Source organism: Xenorhabdus doucetiae, from assembly GCF_000968195.1.
In the GTDB taxonomy this organism is placed as follows: domain Bacteria; phylum Pseudomonadota; class Gammaproteobacteria; order Enterobacterales; family Enterobacteriaceae; genus Xenorhabdus; species Xenorhabdus doucetiae.
The window spans coordinates 2,810,724-2,827,035 of the sequence record NZ_FO704550.1; the positions used below are offsets into that span (position 1 = coordinate 2,810,724).

Below are 16,312 nucleotides of genomic sequence, written 5' to 3' on the forward strand. Positions count from 1 at the left end.
GCTTTTTAATTAGTGAGTTATGGCTTTATTGTGGTGTTTATTGCGGCGTCTATTAATGATGCGCAGAACCGGTGGGATAACAATCACCAGTACCGCCAGCACCAGCAAAACCTGAGTAATCGTACTACTCCACAGGATGTCAAAATTTCCATTGCTGATTGAAAGTGCCCGCCGCAGGTTTTGTTCCAGCATACCGCCCAAGACAAAACCTAAGATCAGGGGTGACATTGGGAAATTCATTTTCCGCAGTATGTAACCGAAAACGCCTAACCCTACCATCAACATAAGATCAAACGTGGTACTGTGAATGGCATAGACGCCAACGGCGGAAACAATGGCGATGGCAGGAACCAGAAACCACATTGGAATATTCAGCATACGGGTAAATAGCCCAATCATCGGAATGTTCATGATCAGCAGCAAAATATTGGCGATCAACAAAGCCGCAATCAGCCCCCAGACAATATCCGGCTGTTCTGTGAACATGGTGGGACCCGGCGTGATGTTATAAAGGGTCAAAGCCCCCATCATCACGGCGGTTGTTCCTGAACCGGGTACACCGAGGGTTAACATGGGAATGAATGAACCACAGGCTGAGGCGTTATTGGCCGCTTCTGGGGCGGCGACACCACGAATATCTCCTTTGCCGAATGAATCACTGTTACCGCTGAGCTTTTTTTCTGTCATATAGGTGATGGCACTGGCGATGGTCGCCCCGGCACCCGGTAATATTCCCACGAAAAAGCCAATCAGTGAGGAACGCAAGGTTGGCCCGACACACGTTACCGCTTCTTTTTTATTGAAAAGCAGGCGTCCTGTTTTACTGATGGCTTTTTGACCCATAGACGTGCTTTCCAGCATCAATAAAATTTCACTGACGGAAAACAGCCCAATAACAACCACAATAAATTGAATCCCATCGGAGAGATGGACGCTATCAAAGGTAAAACGGTAAACGCCTGTATTGGCATCCACGCCGACGGTGGCTAACGCCAGACCGATTAGAGCTGCTAATAGTGATTTTACCGGGTTTTGGCTCATCATGCTGCCGAGGCAGGCAATAGCAAAGACCATCAGGGCAAAGTACTCAGCAGGCCCGAATGCTAAAGACCATTGTGCTAACAACGGGGCAAATAAGATGATGCCAAGGATAGCCAGCAGTGAACCACAAAACGAACTGACGGCAGAGATGGAGAGTGCAACACCTGCCCGTCCTTGCTTTGCCATGGGGTGGCCGTCAAGGGTTGTCATGATGGCAGCTGCATCTCCCGGTACATTCAGTAAGATCGAAGAGATACGGCCTCCGTATTCGCAGCCAATATAGACGGTAGCCAATAAGATTAAAGCCGATTCAGCCGGTAATTTCAGGGCAAAAGCCAGTGGTAACAGGATTGCGACTCCATTGATAGGCCCCAGGCCGGGTAATAACCCAACAACCGTACCAATAAAGCAACCAATCAGTGCAATGAGCAAATTTTTCGGCACTAATGCGACTTCAAAACCGTGGCTCAGATATAGCCAAGTGTCCATTATTATCTCCTCAACTGAGCCAACTGCCGACGGGCAGCGTGACATCTAACAGACGATCAAAAGCAAAAAAGAGCGAAATACCCAGAAATACACCGGAAATAATTGCGATAAGGAGCGTGGCGTTAAAGAGTAATGCCACACAAATCGTCAATAATGTAGTGGCGAGCGGAAAACCCAACCACTCAAATGACCCGGCATATATGGCAAGTGAAATCACCAACAAGGCCAGGCGCAGTAACACCTGTGGTGCCGGCCAGTGGATGGCGTCCGGTTTTTTAAACAGCAACAGTAAAGCACAGAGTGCCATGAGTGAAATAATAACGATGGGAAACGGGCGAGGGCCCAGAGGTTCATAGTTATATTCGCTATGAATTCCCCATCCAATAAACAAGCCAATGCCACATAGCATCAGCCATACCGTAGCAAAGATGCGATCGCTCATGATGCCGCTCCCGTTATTTTGCTAAACCAAAGGATTTGGCCATTTCATGGTATTGAATGACCTGTTTTTTCACATAGTCATCCAGTTCTTTGCCTGTCATATTGAATTCAAATAACCCACGTAGCTCACGTTGTTGTTTGAATTCCGCAGATTGTTGCAGTTTTTGAAAGGTCTCTACCCACCATTGATATTGCTCATCAGAAACTTTTGGCCCCATATAAAAGCCACGAATGACCGGCCAAACAAGGTCATAACCCTGTTCTTTTGCGGTTGGAATAGTTGCCAGCTCACCACCTAACCGTTTCTCCGCATAAACAGCCAGTATGCGGATCTTATCGCCGTGGAGGTAAGGTAAAGTTTCACTCAGGTCACCGGAGACGACTTGGATATGATTTCCCAACAACGCCGTGATAGGCTCACCGCCACCTTCGAACGCGACATAGCGCATTTTGCGGGGATCAATACCCGCCTTTTTTGCCAGTAATGCGGTTTTCATCCAGTCTTGGCTACCGATAGACGCGCCTGCGCCAAACACAATACTCTCAGGGGATTTTTTAAACGCCGCCATCAAATCCGTCAGGTTTTTGTAAGGGGAGTCATAGTTCACCGCAATCATGCCGTAGTCGGTACCGACACTGGCCAGCCAGCGTACTTCATTGACGTTGTAACGACCAAATTTGCCCTGAGCAAGATTCAATAGCGAACCGCCAGAGAACGCAACAATCGTGCCGGGTTCAGCGGGTCTTTGGGCAATGATGGCATTATAGGCAACCGCACCGACACCACCGGGCATAAACGTCACCCGCATGGGCGAATCTATGGTTTGGGTTTCCAATAATGAGATTTGGACGAGTTTACAGGTTAAATCAAAGCCTCCACCGGGTTTGGCCGGTGCAATACACTCGGTTCTATTGGGGGCAGAGGTTGCGAAAGCACTGGTACAAAGAAGCAGGCTTACAGTAGCTAATAAGGTTATGAATTTTTTCATTTTTATTCCTCGCATAATGCCAGTACAAAGAGATGAGGGCTAAATTTCTGGCAGGTGTTTATTTATATAGTTGAAACCTTTCAATTACCTTTCATTAACAATAAAAATCATATGGATGTGACCCTAGTCGCTTAATTTGTGCGGCGTTTTGCATATTTTTGTTAATTGTTTGTTTGAATTTATGTTTTCTGTTAACCCGCAAGCAATTGCTAAATCTTAATATTGCAATTGTGTAGCATCTCCGCTTTATTTCTCTGGTTAATTTTTAACAGTAGGTATTATTCATGCGTCTCTTATTGGTTGAGGATCATCCGGAGTTATTACATTGGTTACAAAAGGCATTGAATCATTCCGGGTTTGTGGTGGATCTGGCGGAAGATGGTGTAGTGGCCGATCAGTTATTGCAGACGGAAAATTATGCGTTATTGATTCTGGATGTTGCCTTACCCAGATTGGATGGATTATCCCTGTTATCGCGGTTACGTAAGCGCGGTCAAAACTTACCGGTATTGTTATTAACCGCCAAAACAGAGGTGACGGATCGGGTGAAGGGGTTGAATGCGGGGGCGGATGATTATTTGACCAAGCCTTTTGATTTTCAGGAACTGGAAGCCCGCATTCGTGCCTTGTTGCGTCGCAGTACGGCGATACCGCAAGAGACACAGAAATTCGGTTCATTAGCTTATGAAGATGAAGGGTATTTTCTGTTAAACCATATCCCTCTGGCACTGACGCCCAGGGAATTATCTGTCCTGACAACACTTTTTCATCGCCGGGGGCGTCCGGTTTCTAAACAGCAACTGTTTGAGCAGGTGTTTTCCTTGGCGGATGAAGCAAACCCACAAAGTATCGAACTGTATGTGCACCGGTTGCGGAAAAAATTACTCAACAGTGATATCGGGATCAAAACCTTGCGTGGATTGGGCTATCGGTTGGAGTTGCTGCAATGAAGTCTGTGAAAATACCGCGTTCGTTATTCCACCAATTGCTGTTGTTCTTCGGCGTACCGCTATTGCTGCTGGGCTGCGCTTCTGTTTATAGCCAATATGTCAGTGTGAAAAATTCTACCATGCTGGCTTATGACCGAACCTTGCTGGCCTCAGCCAGAACCGTTGCTGAACGCCTGACAGTGAAGGAGAGGCGTTTGATCGTTGATGTGCCTTATGTTGTCTTGGACAGCTTTGAACGCAATACGAACGATCGCTTGTACTATCAGGTTATCTCACCGGAAGGAAAGACGATTTCCGGCTACGATGACCTTCCCCGGATACCGCCGCACATTCAGCGTTCGCCTTTATATACCGCCTTGGCCTATTTTTATGATGCAGAATATCAGGGGCAACCAATACGGGTGGTGGGATTGTATCAGCCAATTAATGAAGGGGGCACTATGGGAATGGCGTTAATATTGGTGGCAGAAACCGTGATGTCCCGCCAATATATGGCTCACCAATTACTGCTTTCATCCCTGATCAATCAAGGCGCGGTTGTCTTATTGACTTTGCTCCTTGCGTATATTCTGCTCAAACTCCTGCTTAAGCCATTGCGAAAACTGTCCGGCATGATGATCCGCCGTGCGGCGAATGATCTGACCCCCTTGCCAGATATTTTGCCGTGGTCTGAACTTTCTCCATTACTTCAAGCGCTCAACCGTTATATCGAACGGTTGCAGTTAATGGTAGAACGTCAGGAGCGGTTCAGCGCCGACGCTTCCCATCAACTGAGGACACCTTTGGCGGTGCTGAAAACCCAGGTTGCCGTCGCACGTGCGGAACAAAATCCAGAACAGAGAAGCAACACACTGACGGCGATTGATCAAAGTGTGGACAACATGATTTCACTGATTGATCGCTTATTGCAATTTTCACAGCTTAAAGTGCATAAAAAAGAGGCAATACAGCATTATCAACCGGTCAATATGGTGGAATTATTGCAACAAGCCTGTTTTTCCCGCTTACAGCAAGCAGAAAGTAAAGATATTGATTTGGGCTATGAAGGGGAAGACGCCTTGTGGATCAAAGGCGATCCGCTATTGTTAGCCGAAATGTGCGCTAATCTGCTGGATAACGCTATCAAATATACGCCGCGAATGGGCGTGGTAACGGGCAGAGTGCACATTATGCCGGATAAAAAACAGGGCTGCCTTGAGATCGAGGATTCAGGGCCGGGGATTGCCCAAGAAGATATTCATCAATCGCTTATGGCGTTTAACCGATTGGATAATGCTGCCGGGCTGGAGGGGGCGGGGTTGGGGCTGACCATTGTGAAAGAGGTCAGCCTGTATCATGGTGCCACTCTCCAGCTTTTGCCCGGCGAACGATTAGGAGGATTGCTCGTTCGAATTATATTCCGGCTTTCTGCGAGTGAGCGGAATACGTAATTGTTGGGCGAGTATTACACCGAACAGCACAATACTTCCGCCAATTAAGTGATAACTGTGCATTTTTTCATGCAGTGCCACGATAGCAATGATGGCCGTAAAAACGGGCGCCAGATTCATAAAAATAGACGTCATATTGGCCCCAATGCGCGCGACTCCTTGTATCCATAAATAGGGCGCTATGATGGAGGCGGGAATGCCGGCAAACAGGACAAGGGAAATATTATCAGCCGTTAATTGAATATTCTCTGTCATCATAAAGTTGGGCAGCAGTAATAAAACGCCAAAGCCAATTTGCATATAGAGTGATTGCCAGTTGGGTAAGGGAATCGCCCAGCGTTTGGTTAAAACGCCGTATAGAGCATACGAAGCGGCGGCAATAAACATCATCACTTCTCCAGTACCCAGACCATGCTGCAATAAGGAAGACGGTTCTCCTTTGCTGACCAGCCATACCAAACCGAATACAGACAGTGCGGTGCCGAGGGTGATACCCACCGTCGGCGCAACCCGCAGGGCAAAGATACTGATAATGACGGTTAATAAGGGGATCAGTGAGGTGAAAATACCGATGATTGTCGCACTGACGGTATGGGCGGCGTAATAGGCCAGGCTTTGGTTCAGCACCATGCCCAGCGATCCCAGAATTAATAACTTCCACCAGTATTGGGTCACGATTTTCCGCTGTTTCAGAACGGGCAATAAGACAAAAGGTGTCAAAACCAGAAAGGCGATAAACCATCGGTAGAAAGCAATGGCTGCGGGTTCAATCAGCGTAGCGGCTGCTTTACTGACAACGGCATTGATTGACCAGATCAGCACCGCAACGAGGGGAAACAATAAGTTCTTCATCAAGCTAGATTATTTATATCAGTGTATTGTTGGTTTAGTTTAGCAGTGACCGATTTATTATATATATTGATAAACAGACAACAGATGCGGTAATTAAGACAAGATATATCCCCCTGATTATTTTATGGGTAAACATTTTGTGGGAAAAACTTTGCGGAGGTAAAAATGATAGAGCGGATGGAGGCGAATCAAGCGATATTTCAGCCCATGATGCCAGAGACACTCTCTTTTCGTGATGAAACATTGCATGCTGATACTGAATGTCGGTTACATACGCACCCTTTTGGTCAATTAATTTATGTCGTTTGTGGTGTCATGGAAATGCAGATGGAAAAGCAACATTTCCTTGCCCCACCGGAGTTTTGTATCTGGATACCGGAAAATACCATCCATTCGAGTTATAACCGGAAAGCGTTGCGATTTTGGATCATCGATATTTCCCCTCAATGGGCGGATGCGTTACCGCAACAACCTTGTCTTATGCGATTGAATGACATTTTTAATGCCATTATGGTGGATTTTTTTGCCCGTAAGATCCGGCAACCGGAAACTGAAAAAGATCAGCGTTTGGCACAAGTATTGATTGATCAGTTGGAATTATCACCAAGGCAATGTACCTATTTGCCTTCCTCAAAAGATAAGTTGCTCGCACCAATCTTGCAGATGTTGGAACGTAATCCGGCGGATAATACCTCTTTAGCGGAGTGGGCCAAGAAGCGTTATACCTCAGAAAGAACGTTATCGCGGCGTTGTAAGCAGGAGCTGGGAATGTCGTTTGGTGAATGGCGTCAACGGCTACGTTTTCTGCATGCTATATCCTTATTAGAACAGGGGAAAAGTATTTACGAAATTGCGTTTGATGTGGGGTATAGCTCATCCTCGGCTTTTATTGCCATGTTTCAGCAGCTTGCAGGGACAACACCGGAACGTTTCAGAAGAGGCTGATCTGACAATAAAAAATCCTATATCCATCATCTTGTTACTGGGCGGCTAGCTTGAAAAGAGCAAGGCATATAGGTTTTATGCAGATAAAGTGGCAGAATAGCGGGTCACGCCCATTTAAGCCATTGGATGAGAAAAGTGAAAATTTTGGTTGATGAAAATATGCCTTATGCTGAACAACTCTTTCAGCAATTGGGTGAAGTACAGGCCATTCCGGGGCGTCCAGTACCGGAGGGTGTGCTGGAACACGCTGATGCCTTTATGGTTCGATCGGTCACTAAAGTTAATGAATCCCTGTTGCAAGGCAGCTCAGTGAAGTTTGTCGGAACGGCGACCGCGGGAATGGATCATGTTGACCAGCAATGGTTATCTCAGGCCGGAATTGGGTTTTCCGCCGCCCCCGGATGTAATGCTATTGCCGTCGTTGAGTATGTCTTTTCGGCACTGATGCTATTGGCTGAACAAGATCAGTTCCAACTTAAAGATAAAACTGTCGGTATTGTCGGGGTTGGCAATGTCGGCGGGCGTCTGGCTGAACGGCTGGCGGCTTTGGGCGTGAAGACCTTACTGTGCGATCCTCCCCGCGCAGATCGGGGCGATGACGGCGAGTTTTGGCCTTTAGAAAAACTGGTGAAAGAAGCCGATATTCTGACTTTCCATACCCCTTTGAATCAATCTGGCCCCTATCAGACCTATCATTTGGCGGATGCAGAATTACTTTCTGCATTACCGGACAACCGAATTTTAATTAATGCCAGCCGTGGCGAGGTGGTTGATAATCAAGCACTACTTGCCGTACTGCAACAGGGGAAAAAACTCCGTACCGTCCTTGATGTTTGGGAACCAGAGCCTAATCTTTCCCTGCCCCTGCTGGAGTTAGTCGATATTGCGACTCCCCATATTGCTGGCTATACCCTGGAAGGCAAGGCACGGGGAACAACCCAGGTTTTTGAGGCTTACTGTGAATTCTTGGGACAACCCCGCAAGACGGAACTGGCTGATTGGTTGCCGGCTTCTGATTTCAGCCAGATCACCGTGCAGGGAGAAGTCACACAAAGCGTCCTCAAGCGTTTGATGCACTTAGTGTATGATGTGCGCCGTGATGATGCTCCCTTACGTCAGGTTGCGGATCAGGCGGGTGCGTTTGATCGGTTACGCAAAAACTATCCAGAACGTCGGGAGTGGTCTTCCCTGACCGTGCATTGTGACGCAGAAGAGAGCGCTCAATTGCTATCCAGCATTGGATTTAATGCAACGGTGATTTAATACCGGCAGGGGTTTCCTGCCAGCCGGCAAAAATAAGAAATGAAATAAGAGAAGTGGAGAAAACCAACATGTCAGAAGGTTGGAATATTGCGCTATTGGGTGCAACGGGCGCAGTTGGTGAAGCGATATTGGCGTTATTACAGGAACGTCAGTTTCCGGTTGGTGAACTGCATCTTCTTGCCAGCGAACAAAGTGCTGGAAAGATCCAGCGTTTTAACGGCAAAAATATCACCGTTCGTGATGCGGCAGAATTTGACTGGTCACAGGTGCAATTCGCTTTTTTTGCCGCGACGATGGAAGTCACTGCGCAACATATTGAAAAAGCAACGGAGTCGGGTTGTCTGGTGATTGACAGCAGCGGCTTGTTTGCCGCAGAGCCTGATGTGCCTCTGGTGGTTCCCGGCGTTAATTCATACGCATTAGCTGAATACCGTCACCGTAACATCATTGCGGTGGCCGACAGCGCAACCAGTCAAGTACTGACCGCCATCAAGCCCTTGATCGATGCGGCCGGCATTGCCCGTTTACAGTTGACCAATCTATTGCCCGTTTCCGTGCATGGCAAAGCTGCCATTGATGAACTGGCAGGGCAGAGTGCCCGTTTATTAAATGGCATTCCCCCCGATGAAGGCCGTTTCAGCAAACAATTGGCGTTCAATATGCTGCCTCTGTTACCTGATGCAGAAGGTACAGTGCGTGAAGAGCGTCGTATTGTCGATCAAATTCGCAGAATATTGCAGGATGAAGGGCTGCCGGTTTCCGTAAATTGTGTCCAATCGTCGGTTTTCTATGGCATTGCGCAGATGGTCAGTGTCGAAACATTGCGTCCGGTGGGGATAGAAGAGGCGCGTGATGAACTTGAACGTGTCGAAGACATTCAGGTCTCAGAAGAGGGAGATTACCCGACTCCGGTCACGGATGCGTCGGGCAGTGATAGTTTAAGCATCGGTTGCCTGCGCCATGATTATGGTATGCCAGAGATGCTGCAATTCTGGTCAGTTGCCGATAATATCCGTTTTGGCGGTGCCCTGATGGCGGTTGAAATCGCCGAAAAACTGATGCAGGAGCAATTTTACTGATGTCTGATACCGAGCTGGGTCAGCCTGTGCCAGCGGCAAAGCAAGTGAAAATTGCACTGGGGATTGAATATGACGGCAGCCGATATTATGGTTGGCAGCGTCAGCAAGAAGTGAAAAGCGTACAGGAGTGCCTGGAAAAAGCGCTGTCGAAAGTCGCGAATGAGCCGATTGCCGTTTTTTGTGCAGGCAGGACGGATGCCGGGGTACACGCAACCGGGCAGGTTGTGCATTTTACCACCTCAGTACAACGTAAAGATGCCGCATGGACCATGGGAGTCAATAGCCATTTGCCAGCGGATATTGCGGTACGTTGGGTCAAAACGGTGGAGGATGAATTCCATGCGCGTTTCAGTGCAACCGCTCGCCGTTATCGCTATGTGATTTTCAACCATCGCTATCGTCCTGCGGTATTGGCGCACGGTGTCACGCATTTTCATTATCCATTGGATGAGAAAAAAATGCATGAAGCGGCACAGAGCTTGTTGGGAGAGAATGACTTTACCTCTTTCCGCGCCGTGCAGTGCCAGTCCAATTCACCGTGGCGCAATATGATGCATATAAACGTTAGCCGGCACGGGCATTATATTGTGGTTGATATTAAGGCGAATGCCTTCGTTCATCATATGGTGCGCAATATCGTTGGCAGCTTGCTGGAGATTGGTTGCGGTAATCAGGATATTGGCTGGATGGCGGAATTATTAGCCCTGAAAGACAGGACAAAAGCGGCAGCAACCGCCAAAGCTGAGGGCTTATATTTAGTTGCGGTGGATTATCCTGAACATTTTGGTTTACCTGAACCGATGATGGGCCCCCTGTTTCTGGGAAATAAATTAATCTGACATTTTCGAATCATGACAGGGATGTTGGGTCGTAACGAGGAATATTATGGAGTTTTTAACTCATTTTGTTGATTTTGCGAAATTTATTGTCGATTTTATTTTACACATTGATGCGCATTTAGCGGAGTTGGTGGCTCACTATGGTGATTGGGTTTACGGCATTCTGTTTCTGATTATATTTTGTGAAACAGGCTTGGTGGTGACGCCATTTTTGCCGGGGGACTCCTTGCTCTTCGTGGCGGGTGCACTCTCTGCACTTGATTCCAATGATCTTAATGTCCACATAATGGCAGCTTTGATGATTACAGCCGCCATTATTGGTGATGCGATAAACTATACCATTGGTAGAATTTTTGGTGAGAAACTGTTTACCAATCCAAATTCAAAGATTTTCCGCCGGAGTTATTTAGATAAGACTCATGGGTTTTATGAAAAACACGGTGGAAAAGCCATCATTTTGGCTCGGTTTGTGCCAATTATTAGAACGTTTGCACCGTTCGTTGCCGGAATGGGGAAAATGTCTTACCGCCATTTTGCGGCTTATAACGTCATCGGTGCATTTATCTGGGTGCTATTATTCACCTATGCGGGTTATTTATTTGGTGATATGCCGGTGATACAGCAGAATCTGAAATTATTGATTGTTGCGATTATTTTTATTTCTATTCTGCCGGGCATCATCGAAATTTGGCGTCATCGTCGCGCTGCCTCGAAAAAAGCAGCAAGCAGTGCAGTAGATAGATAAATCGATAACCGTAAACAGGTTTGAGCAGTTTTTTATCCACACTGTAATGGCATTGTGGTTTAATGGCACGTAAAACAAAAGCTGGCATCAGCCAGATTCAGACGGAAAGGTTCATTAATGAGCTGGATTGAAAAGATTCTAAATAAAAGCAAAATAATGCAAACTCGTAAGGCAAACATACCTGAAGGAGTTTGGACAAAATGCGACAGTTGCAGTCAAGTACTTTATCGTGCTGAATTAGAGCGTAACCTTGAGGTGTGTCCAAGATGTGACCACCACATGCGTATTTCAGCCCGCCAACGATTGGATTCATTCTTGGATGAAGGCACTGGCACGGAATTAGGCAGTGAGCTGGAACCTAAGGATATCCTGAAATTCCGTGATATCAAAAAATACAAAGATCGCTTGGCTGCCGCCCAGAAGCAGACGCAAGAAAAAGATGCGCTGATCGTCATGAAAGGTAAGCTGCATGATATGCCCGTGGTGGCCGGTTCCTTTGAATTCAATTTCATGGGTGGCTCAATGGGGTCAGTGGTGGGTGCCCGTTTTGTCCGTGCGGTTGAACAGGCTCTGGAAGATAACTGCCCGTTTGTCTGTTTTACTTCCAGTGGTGGGGCACGTATGCAGGAATCCCTGATGTCACTGATGCAGATGGCCAAAACCAGTGCTGCGCTGGCAAAAATGCAAGATCGGGGTTTGCCTTATATCTGTGTTTTGACCAACCCAACGATGGGCGGGGTGACCGCAAGTATGGGGATGCTGGGCGATATTAATATCGCGGAACCGAAGGCATTGATCGGCTTTGCCGGCCCGCGAGTCATTGAGCAGACCGTGCGTGAAAAATTGCCGGAAGGTTTCCAGCGCAGTGAATTTCTGCTGGGGAAAGGGGCGATTGACATGATCGTGCGCCGTCCAGACATGCGCGATAAAGTTGCCAGCCTGCTCGCCATGTTGACGCATCAACCGCAGCCGGGCGCAAAAACGGAGCCAGTGGAAGCAGTCGTTGTTGACTCTGCTGATGTTGAAGCTGATATAAACATCAATCCTAATAAAGAAGATGTCTGATATTTTGCAAATTCCTCAAGCCACGTCGCCACTGATGACGTGGCTTTCCTATCTGGGAAACCTGCATACCAAAGCCATTGATATGGGGCTTGAGCGTGTCGGAAAACTGGGTCGTCAATTAGACCTATTGAACCCAGCACCTAAAGTGATCACGGTGTCAGGCACCAATGGCAAGGGAACAACTTGCCATACTCTTGAATCTATTTTCCTGGCCGCAGGGCTGAAAGTGGGGGTGTACAGTTCCCCGCACCTGGTGCGTTATACCGAGCGGGTACGTATTCAGGGCAAGGAAGCCACGGAACAGGATTTCTGCCGTGTATTTGCCGCGATTGAAGCCCAGCGTGGCGATATCTCATTGACCTATTTTGAATATGGGACATTAGCCGCATTACAGCTTTTCAAAGAAGCGGATCTTGATGTCGTGATTTTGGAAGTGGGATTGGGTGGCCGCTTGGATGCCACCAATATCGTTGATGCTGATATTGGCGTTATCACCAGCATCGCGCTGGATCATACCGATTGGTTAGGTTCAGATCGTGAACACATTGGCCGTGAAAAAGCCGGTATTTTCCGCCGCGGGCATTTTGCGGTAGTGGGTGAACCGGATATGCCTTATTCAATTGCTGACACTGCGGATGAATTGGGCGCGAAGCTCTTTCGTCGTGGTGTGGATTGGCACTTCTCACAACATGAAAATCGCTGGAATTGGTCAGGTGGTAATCAGCAATTCAATGCATTGCCTTTACCCAACCTGCCGTTGGCAAATGCTGCGACGGCGATGGGGGTGATCCACTGCTTATTGCAACAGGATGATAAAGTCAGCCGCGCCATTGATGAACAGGCCATCCATACGGGATTGAGAAACGCCCAATTGCCGGGACGTTTCCAAATTATCAGGCAACATCCGCTGGTCATTTTGGATGTGGCTCATAATCCACATGCTGCGGGTTATCTGGTGCAAAAATTGGCCGAACTGCCTCGTTCAGCGGGCAGTAAAATTCGTGGTGTCGTTGGCATGTTGGCAGACAAAGACATTGCCGGTACGCTCGCCTGTCTTTCCCAACAAATTGATGAATGGTACTGCGCATCACTGCATGAACTGCGGGGAGCCGAAGCTGAAATATTGTCTGGGCATCTGGCCCACGCCAGAACCTTCCCGCAAGTCGAATCAGCCTGGCAGCAGGCAATGGAAGACGCATCGGTGCAGGATATCATTGTGGTCTGTGGTTCTTTCCACACGGTTGCCCATGTGATGGAGGCATTGGTTGTGGAGGAATCGGAGGAGGGCAAGGAAAGTGGCCAGTAAATTTCAAAATCGCTTGGTTGGAACCCTCGTGCTTGTCGCATTGGGCGTGATTGTGTTGCCGATGATTTTTGATGGCGATAAGAAATATAACGAAGAGCAATTTGCTGCGATTCCTTTGGTGCCAAAACCGGGTGATGAAGAAGATATTGACTCGATCCCGCCATTGGCACAAAACATGCCGTCCACACCGCCTGAAGGGGCTGTACAAGCCATGCAATCACAGGAGCAAGAGCCAGATTTAGAAACACTGTCCAGGTTACCGTCTTCAGAGCCAGTAATAGCCCCCCCTGTTACTGGTACACAAGATCCTAAAACAACGGTGAAACCTGAATCCCCGCCTCAGCCGAAACTAGAAACTAAACCGCAGGTGAAACCGGAATCGCGTATTGAAAGCCAGCCAGAGACTAAACCGAAGCCAGCAGAACAAGCGCCTCAGGCAACAGCCTATGTGGTGCAACTTGGCGCATTAAAAAATGCGGATAAAGTTGGCGAGATAGTGGCGAAGCTGCGCCTTTCCGGGCATCAGGTATACACTGTGCCTGCTTCTCCGGTACAGGGGCAATTGACCCGGATCTATGTCGGGCCGAATGCGTCAAGGCAGGCACTGGAATCCATTTTGGCCGAATTGAGGGAAATTACGGGATTACAAGGGCAGATCAAAAACTATAGGCCATAATCGGAGGGTCTTTAAATTATTTTCGGTAGAGTGATGAATCCACTACGCAAACGTTTTCGTTTTCTGTTAGAATGCGCCCGACCTGAATGTCGGGGGCCTGTTTTTGGATTAAGATATGGTCTGGATTGATTATACGATTATTGCCATTATTGGCTTCTCGGCACTGGTTAGCCTGATTCGTGGTTTTGTTCGCGAAGCGCTCTCCCTGATAACATGGGGCTGTGCTTTCTTTGTTGCCAGCCACTTCTATACTTATTTGGCGGCGTATTTTACTCGCCTTGAAGATGAACTGGTGCGGAATGGGATAGCGATTGCCATCTTATTTATTGCAACACTGATTGTTGGTGCGGTAGTAAACTATGTTATTGGTTCACTTGTCCAGCGAACAGGCCTGTCAGGTACAGATCGGGTTCTGGGGATCTGTTTTGGGGCCTTGCGCGGTGTCCTGATTGTGTCTGCTCTCCTGTTTGTTGCAGACTCTTTCACGCCCCTCCCCAAAAGTCAGGATTGGCAACAATCACAATTGATCCCACAGTTCAGTCAAATCATCAGGTGGTTTTTTGACTACCTGCAAAGTGCGTCGAGTTTCCTGCCGGAGAGATAACGCTCTCCGCTTGGCTGATGAGGAAAGGCTACATGTGCGGTATTGTCGGTATCGTCGGTTTTACACCGGTTAACCAGTCGATTTATGATGCATTAACGGTGCTTCAGCACCGTGGACAAGATGCAGCAGGTATTGCAACTATTGATGGTAACAATGGTTTTCGTTTACGTAAGGCTAATGGTTTGGTCAAGGATGTGTTTGAAACACGGCACATGCTACGTTTACAGGGAACCATCGGGATTGGGCATGTTCGTTATCCTACGGCGGGCAGTTCCAGTGCCTCTGAAGCACAACCTTTTTATGTGAATTCTCCTTTCGGTATCACATTGGCACATAACGGCAATCTGACAAACGCACATGAATTGAAAAAAATGCTGTTTGAAAATGCCCGCCGCCATGTCAATACCACCTCAGATTCTGAAATCCTACTGAATATTTTCGCCAATGAATTAGCCCAATTTCCCCATTTCCCCTTAGAGCCTGATGATATCTTCTCGGCAGTTGCAAACATGCACAAAAAAATTCGCGGTGCGTATGCCTGCGTTGCCATGATTATTGGGCATGGGATAGTGGCTTTTCGTGATCCACACGGTATCCGTCCTCTGGTGTTGGGAAAGAAAACGCGGGAAGATGGCCGCAATGAATATATGGTGGCGTCGGAAAGTGTGGCGCTGGATACCTTAGGTTTTGAATTCCTGCGTGATGTCGCTTCCGGTGAAGCGATTTATATCACTGAAAACGGGCAATTATTTACCCGCCAGTGTGCAGAAACCCCGTCATTGACCCCTTGTCTGTTCGAATTTGTTTATCTCGCCCGCCCGGATTCCTTTATTGACAAGGTATCGGTATATAACGCGCGGCTACGGATGGGGAAAAAATTGGGGGAAAAAATCGCCCGTGAATGGGAAGACCTGCATATTGATGTGGTGATCCCCGTACCGGAAACCTCCTGTGACATTGCACTGGAAATCGCCCATATTCTGGATAAACCCTATCGTCAGGGATTTGTCAAAAATCGTTATGTCGGGCGTACCTTTATCATGCCGGGTCAGCAGGAGCGCCGTAAATCCGTTCGCCGTAAACTGAATGCCAACCGCGCTGAATTCCGGGGCAAAAATGTTCTGCTGGTGGATGATTCTATTGTGCGTGGCACCACGTCGGAGCAAATTGTCGAGTTGGCGCGTGAAGCGGGCGCTAAGAAAGTCTACTTTGCTTCGGCGGCACCGGAAGTTCGCTTCCCGAATGTTTATGGTATTGACATGCCAAATGCCAATGAACTGATTGCTCACGGCCGGGAAGTGGATGAAATTCGCCAGCTTATTGGGGCTGATGCGCTGATATATCAAGATCTCCACGATCTGGTGCAAGCGGTACGGGAAGAAAACCCTGATATTGAAAAATTCGAATGCTCTGTCTTTGATGGTATCTATGTGACGAAAGACATTGACCAGATTTACCTCGACTATCTGGAAAATTTACGTAAGGACGATGCCATGAAAGTGCGCGGACAGAGCGAAATAGAGGATCTGGAAATATATAATGAAGGATAATATTGTTATTATCATGCAGTTATATATCTTATCAACTTCAAGTTGCCG

The 16,312-nt window shown here is 47.7% G+C and carries 16 protein-coding genes; 12 read left to right on the forward strand and 4 right to left on the reverse strand.

The features are described from left to right. Positions 1–9 precede the first annotated feature (9 nt). The 3 genes from XDD1_RS12195 to XDD1_RS12205 are packed head-to-tail and all read right to left on the reverse strand — an operon-like array spanning position 10 to position 2,960. Entirely contained in the window at positions 10–1,530 is a 1,521-nt protein-coding gene (locus tag XDD1_RS12195; protein WP_045971513.1) for a tripartite tricarboxylate transporter permease, read from the reverse strand. Positions 1,531–1,540: 10 nt separating this feature from the next. Then, entirely contained in the window at positions 1,541–1,972 is a 432-nt protein-coding gene (locus XDD1_RS12200; protein WP_045971516.1) for a tripartite tricarboxylate transporter TctB family protein, read from the reverse strand. Between the two features lie 13 nt (positions 1,973–1,985). Beyond that, complete coding sequence (locus tag XDD1_RS12205; RefSeq protein WP_045971518.1) at positions 1,986–2,960, reverse strand: Bug family tripartite tricarboxylate transporter substrate binding protein; 975 nt, start codon at positions 2,958–2,960, stop codon at positions 1,986–1,988. Between the two features lie 284 nt (positions 2,961–3,244). Here XDD1_RS12205 and tctD point away from each other — a divergent pair, with 284 nt between their 5' ends. Continuing rightward, entirely contained in the window at positions 3,245–3,910 is a 666-nt protein-coding gene (tctD, locus tag XDD1_RS12210; RefSeq protein WP_045971520.1) for a transcriptional regulator TctD, read from the forward strand. Then, a complete protein-coding gene (locus XDD1_RS12215) occupies positions 3,907–5,340 on the forward strand; it encodes a sensor histidine kinase (protein ID WP_045971522.1) in 1,434 nt (477 codons plus the stop codon). Before tctD ends, XDD1_RS12215 begins: the two co-directional genes overlap by 4 nt. Here the strand turns inward: XDD1_RS12215 and XDD1_RS12220 are convergent. Beyond that, positions 5,281–6,192 carry a DMT family transporter gene (locus XDD1_RS12220; RefSeq protein ID WP_045971524.1) on the reverse strand — a complete coding sequence of 304 codons (912 nt, stop codon included), beginning with the start codon at positions 6,190–6,192 and terminating at the stop codon, positions 5,281–5,283. The genes XDD1_RS12215 and XDD1_RS12220 overlap by 60 nt on opposite strands. A 165-nt stretch (positions 6,193–6,357) precedes the next feature. Between XDD1_RS12220 and XDD1_RS12225 the strand changes: the two genes are divergently transcribed. The 10 genes from XDD1_RS12225 to purF all read left to right on the forward strand — a co-directional run bounded on the left by XDD1_RS12225 (position 6,358) and on the right by purF (position 16,264). Continuing rightward, the gene (locus XDD1_RS12225; RefSeq protein WP_045971526.1) at positions 6,358–7,137 is read left to right on the forward strand and encodes an AraC family transcriptional regulator; all 780 of its coding nucleotides are present in this window, start codon (positions 6,358–6,360) and stop codon (positions 7,135–7,137) included. Positions 7,138–7,272: 135 nt separating this feature from the next. Continuing rightward, a complete protein-coding gene (pdxB, locus tag XDD1_RS12230; RefSeq protein ID WP_045971528.1) occupies positions 7,273–8,400 on the forward strand; it encodes a 4-phosphoerythronate dehydrogenase PdxB in 1,128 nt (375 codons plus the stop codon). 68 nt (positions 8,401–8,468) lie between these two features. Then, a complete protein-coding gene (locus XDD1_RS12235) occupies positions 8,469–9,479 on the forward strand; it encodes an aspartate-semialdehyde dehydrogenase (RefSeq protein WP_045971530.1) in 1,011 nt (336 codons plus the stop codon). Next, positions 9,479–10,318 carry a tRNA pseudouridine(38-40) synthase TruA gene (gene truA, locus XDD1_RS12240; protein WP_045971532.1) on the forward strand — a complete coding sequence of 280 codons (840 nt, stop codon included), beginning with the start codon at positions 9,479–9,481 and terminating at the stop codon, positions 10,316–10,318. Before XDD1_RS12235 ends, truA begins: the two co-directional genes overlap by 1 nt. 46 nt (positions 10,319–10,364) lie before the next feature. After that, positions 10,365–11,063, forward strand: a complete 699-nt coding sequence (locus XDD1_RS12245) for a DedA family protein (protein ID WP_045971534.1) — start codon at positions 10,365–10,367, stop codon at positions 11,061–11,063. Between the two features lie 117 nt (positions 11,064–11,180). Further along, entirely contained in the window at positions 11,181–12,128 is a 948-nt protein-coding gene (accD, locus tag XDD1_RS12250; protein ID WP_045971536.1) for an acetyl-CoA carboxylase, carboxyltransferase subunit beta, read from the forward strand. Then, positions 12,121–13,434 carry a bifunctional tetrahydrofolate synthase/dihydrofolate synthase gene (gene folC, locus XDD1_RS12255; protein WP_045971538.1) on the forward strand — a complete coding sequence of 438 codons (1,314 nt, stop codon included), beginning with the start codon at positions 12,121–12,123 and terminating at the stop codon, positions 13,432–13,434. The genes accD and folC overlap by 8 nt, the downstream gene beginning before the upstream one ends. Continuing rightward, positions 13,424–14,110, forward strand: coding sequence for a cell division protein DedD (gene dedD, locus XDD1_RS12260; RefSeq protein WP_045971540.1), 687 nt, complete (start codon positions 13,424–13,426; stop codon positions 14,108–14,110). Before folC ends, dedD begins: the two co-directional genes overlap by 11 nt. Positions 14,111–14,225: 115 nt before the next feature. Then, entirely contained in the window at positions 14,226–14,714 is a 489-nt protein-coding gene (cvpA, locus tag XDD1_RS12265; RefSeq protein WP_045971542.1) for a colicin V production protein, read from the forward strand. A gap of 32 nt (positions 14,715–14,746) precedes the next feature. Beyond that, on the forward strand, positions 14,747–16,264 hold the full coding sequence (gene purF / locus XDD1_RS12270; protein WP_045971545.1) for an amidophosphoribosyltransferase: 1,518 nt from the start codon (positions 14,747–14,749) through the stop codon (positions 16,262–16,264). The last annotated feature ends 48 nt before the right edge of the window (positions 16,265–16,312 follow it).

Excerpts from the sequence above, each read along its gene's own strand:
- cvpA (WP_045971542.1), top strand. The coding sequence starts at position 14,226 with ATGGTCTGGATTGATTATACGATTATTGCCATTATTGGCTTCTCGGCA.
- XDD1_RS12245 (WP_045971534.1), top strand. The coding sequence starts at position 10,365 with ATGGAGTTTTTAACTCATTTTGTTGATTTTGCGAAATTTATTGTCGAT.
- purF (WP_045971545.1), top strand. The coding sequence starts at position 14,747 with ATGTGCGGTATTGTCGGTATCGTCGGTTTTACACCGGTTAACCAGTCG.
- XDD1_RS12235 (WP_045971530.1), top strand. The coding sequence starts at position 8,469 with ATGTCAGAAGGTTGGAATATTGCGCTATTGGGTGCAACGGGCGCAGTT.
- folC (WP_045971538.1), top strand. The coding sequence starts at position 12,121 with ATGTCTGATATTTTGCAAATTCCTCAAGCCACGTCGCCACTGATGACG.
- XDD1_RS12220 (WP_045971524.1), bottom strand. The coding sequence starts at position 6,192 with ATGAAGAACTTATTGTTTCCCCTCGTTGCGGTGCTGATCTGGTCAATC.
- XDD1_RS12205 (WP_045971518.1), bottom strand. The coding sequence starts at position 2,960 with ATGAAAAAATTCATAACCTTATTAGCTACTGTAAGCCTGCTTCTTTGT.
- truA (WP_045971532.1), top strand. The coding sequence starts at position 9,479 with ATGTCTGATACCGAGCTGGGTCAGCCTGTGCCAGCGGCAAAGCAAGTG.
- XDD1_RS12200 (WP_045971516.1), bottom strand. The coding sequence starts at position 1,972 with ATGAGCGATCGCATCTTTGCTACGGTATGGCTGATGCTATGTGGCATT.
- XDD1_RS12215 (WP_045971522.1), top strand. The coding sequence starts at position 3,907 with ATGAAGTCTGTGAAAATACCGCGTTCGTTATTCCACCAATTGCTGTTG.
- accD (WP_045971536.1), top strand. The coding sequence starts at position 11,181 with ATGAGCTGGATTGAAAAGATTCTAAATAAAAGCAAAATAATGCAAACT.
- XDD1_RS12195 (WP_045971513.1), bottom strand. The coding sequence starts at position 1,530 with ATGGACACTTGGCTATATCTGAGCCACGGTTTTGAAGTCGCATTAGTG.
- tctD (WP_045971520.1), top strand. The coding sequence starts at position 3,245 with ATGCGTCTCTTATTGGTTGAGGATCATCCGGAGTTATTACATTGGTTA.
- XDD1_RS12225 (WP_045971526.1), top strand. The coding sequence starts at position 6,358 with ATGATAGAGCGGATGGAGGCGAATCAAGCGATATTTCAGCCCATGATG.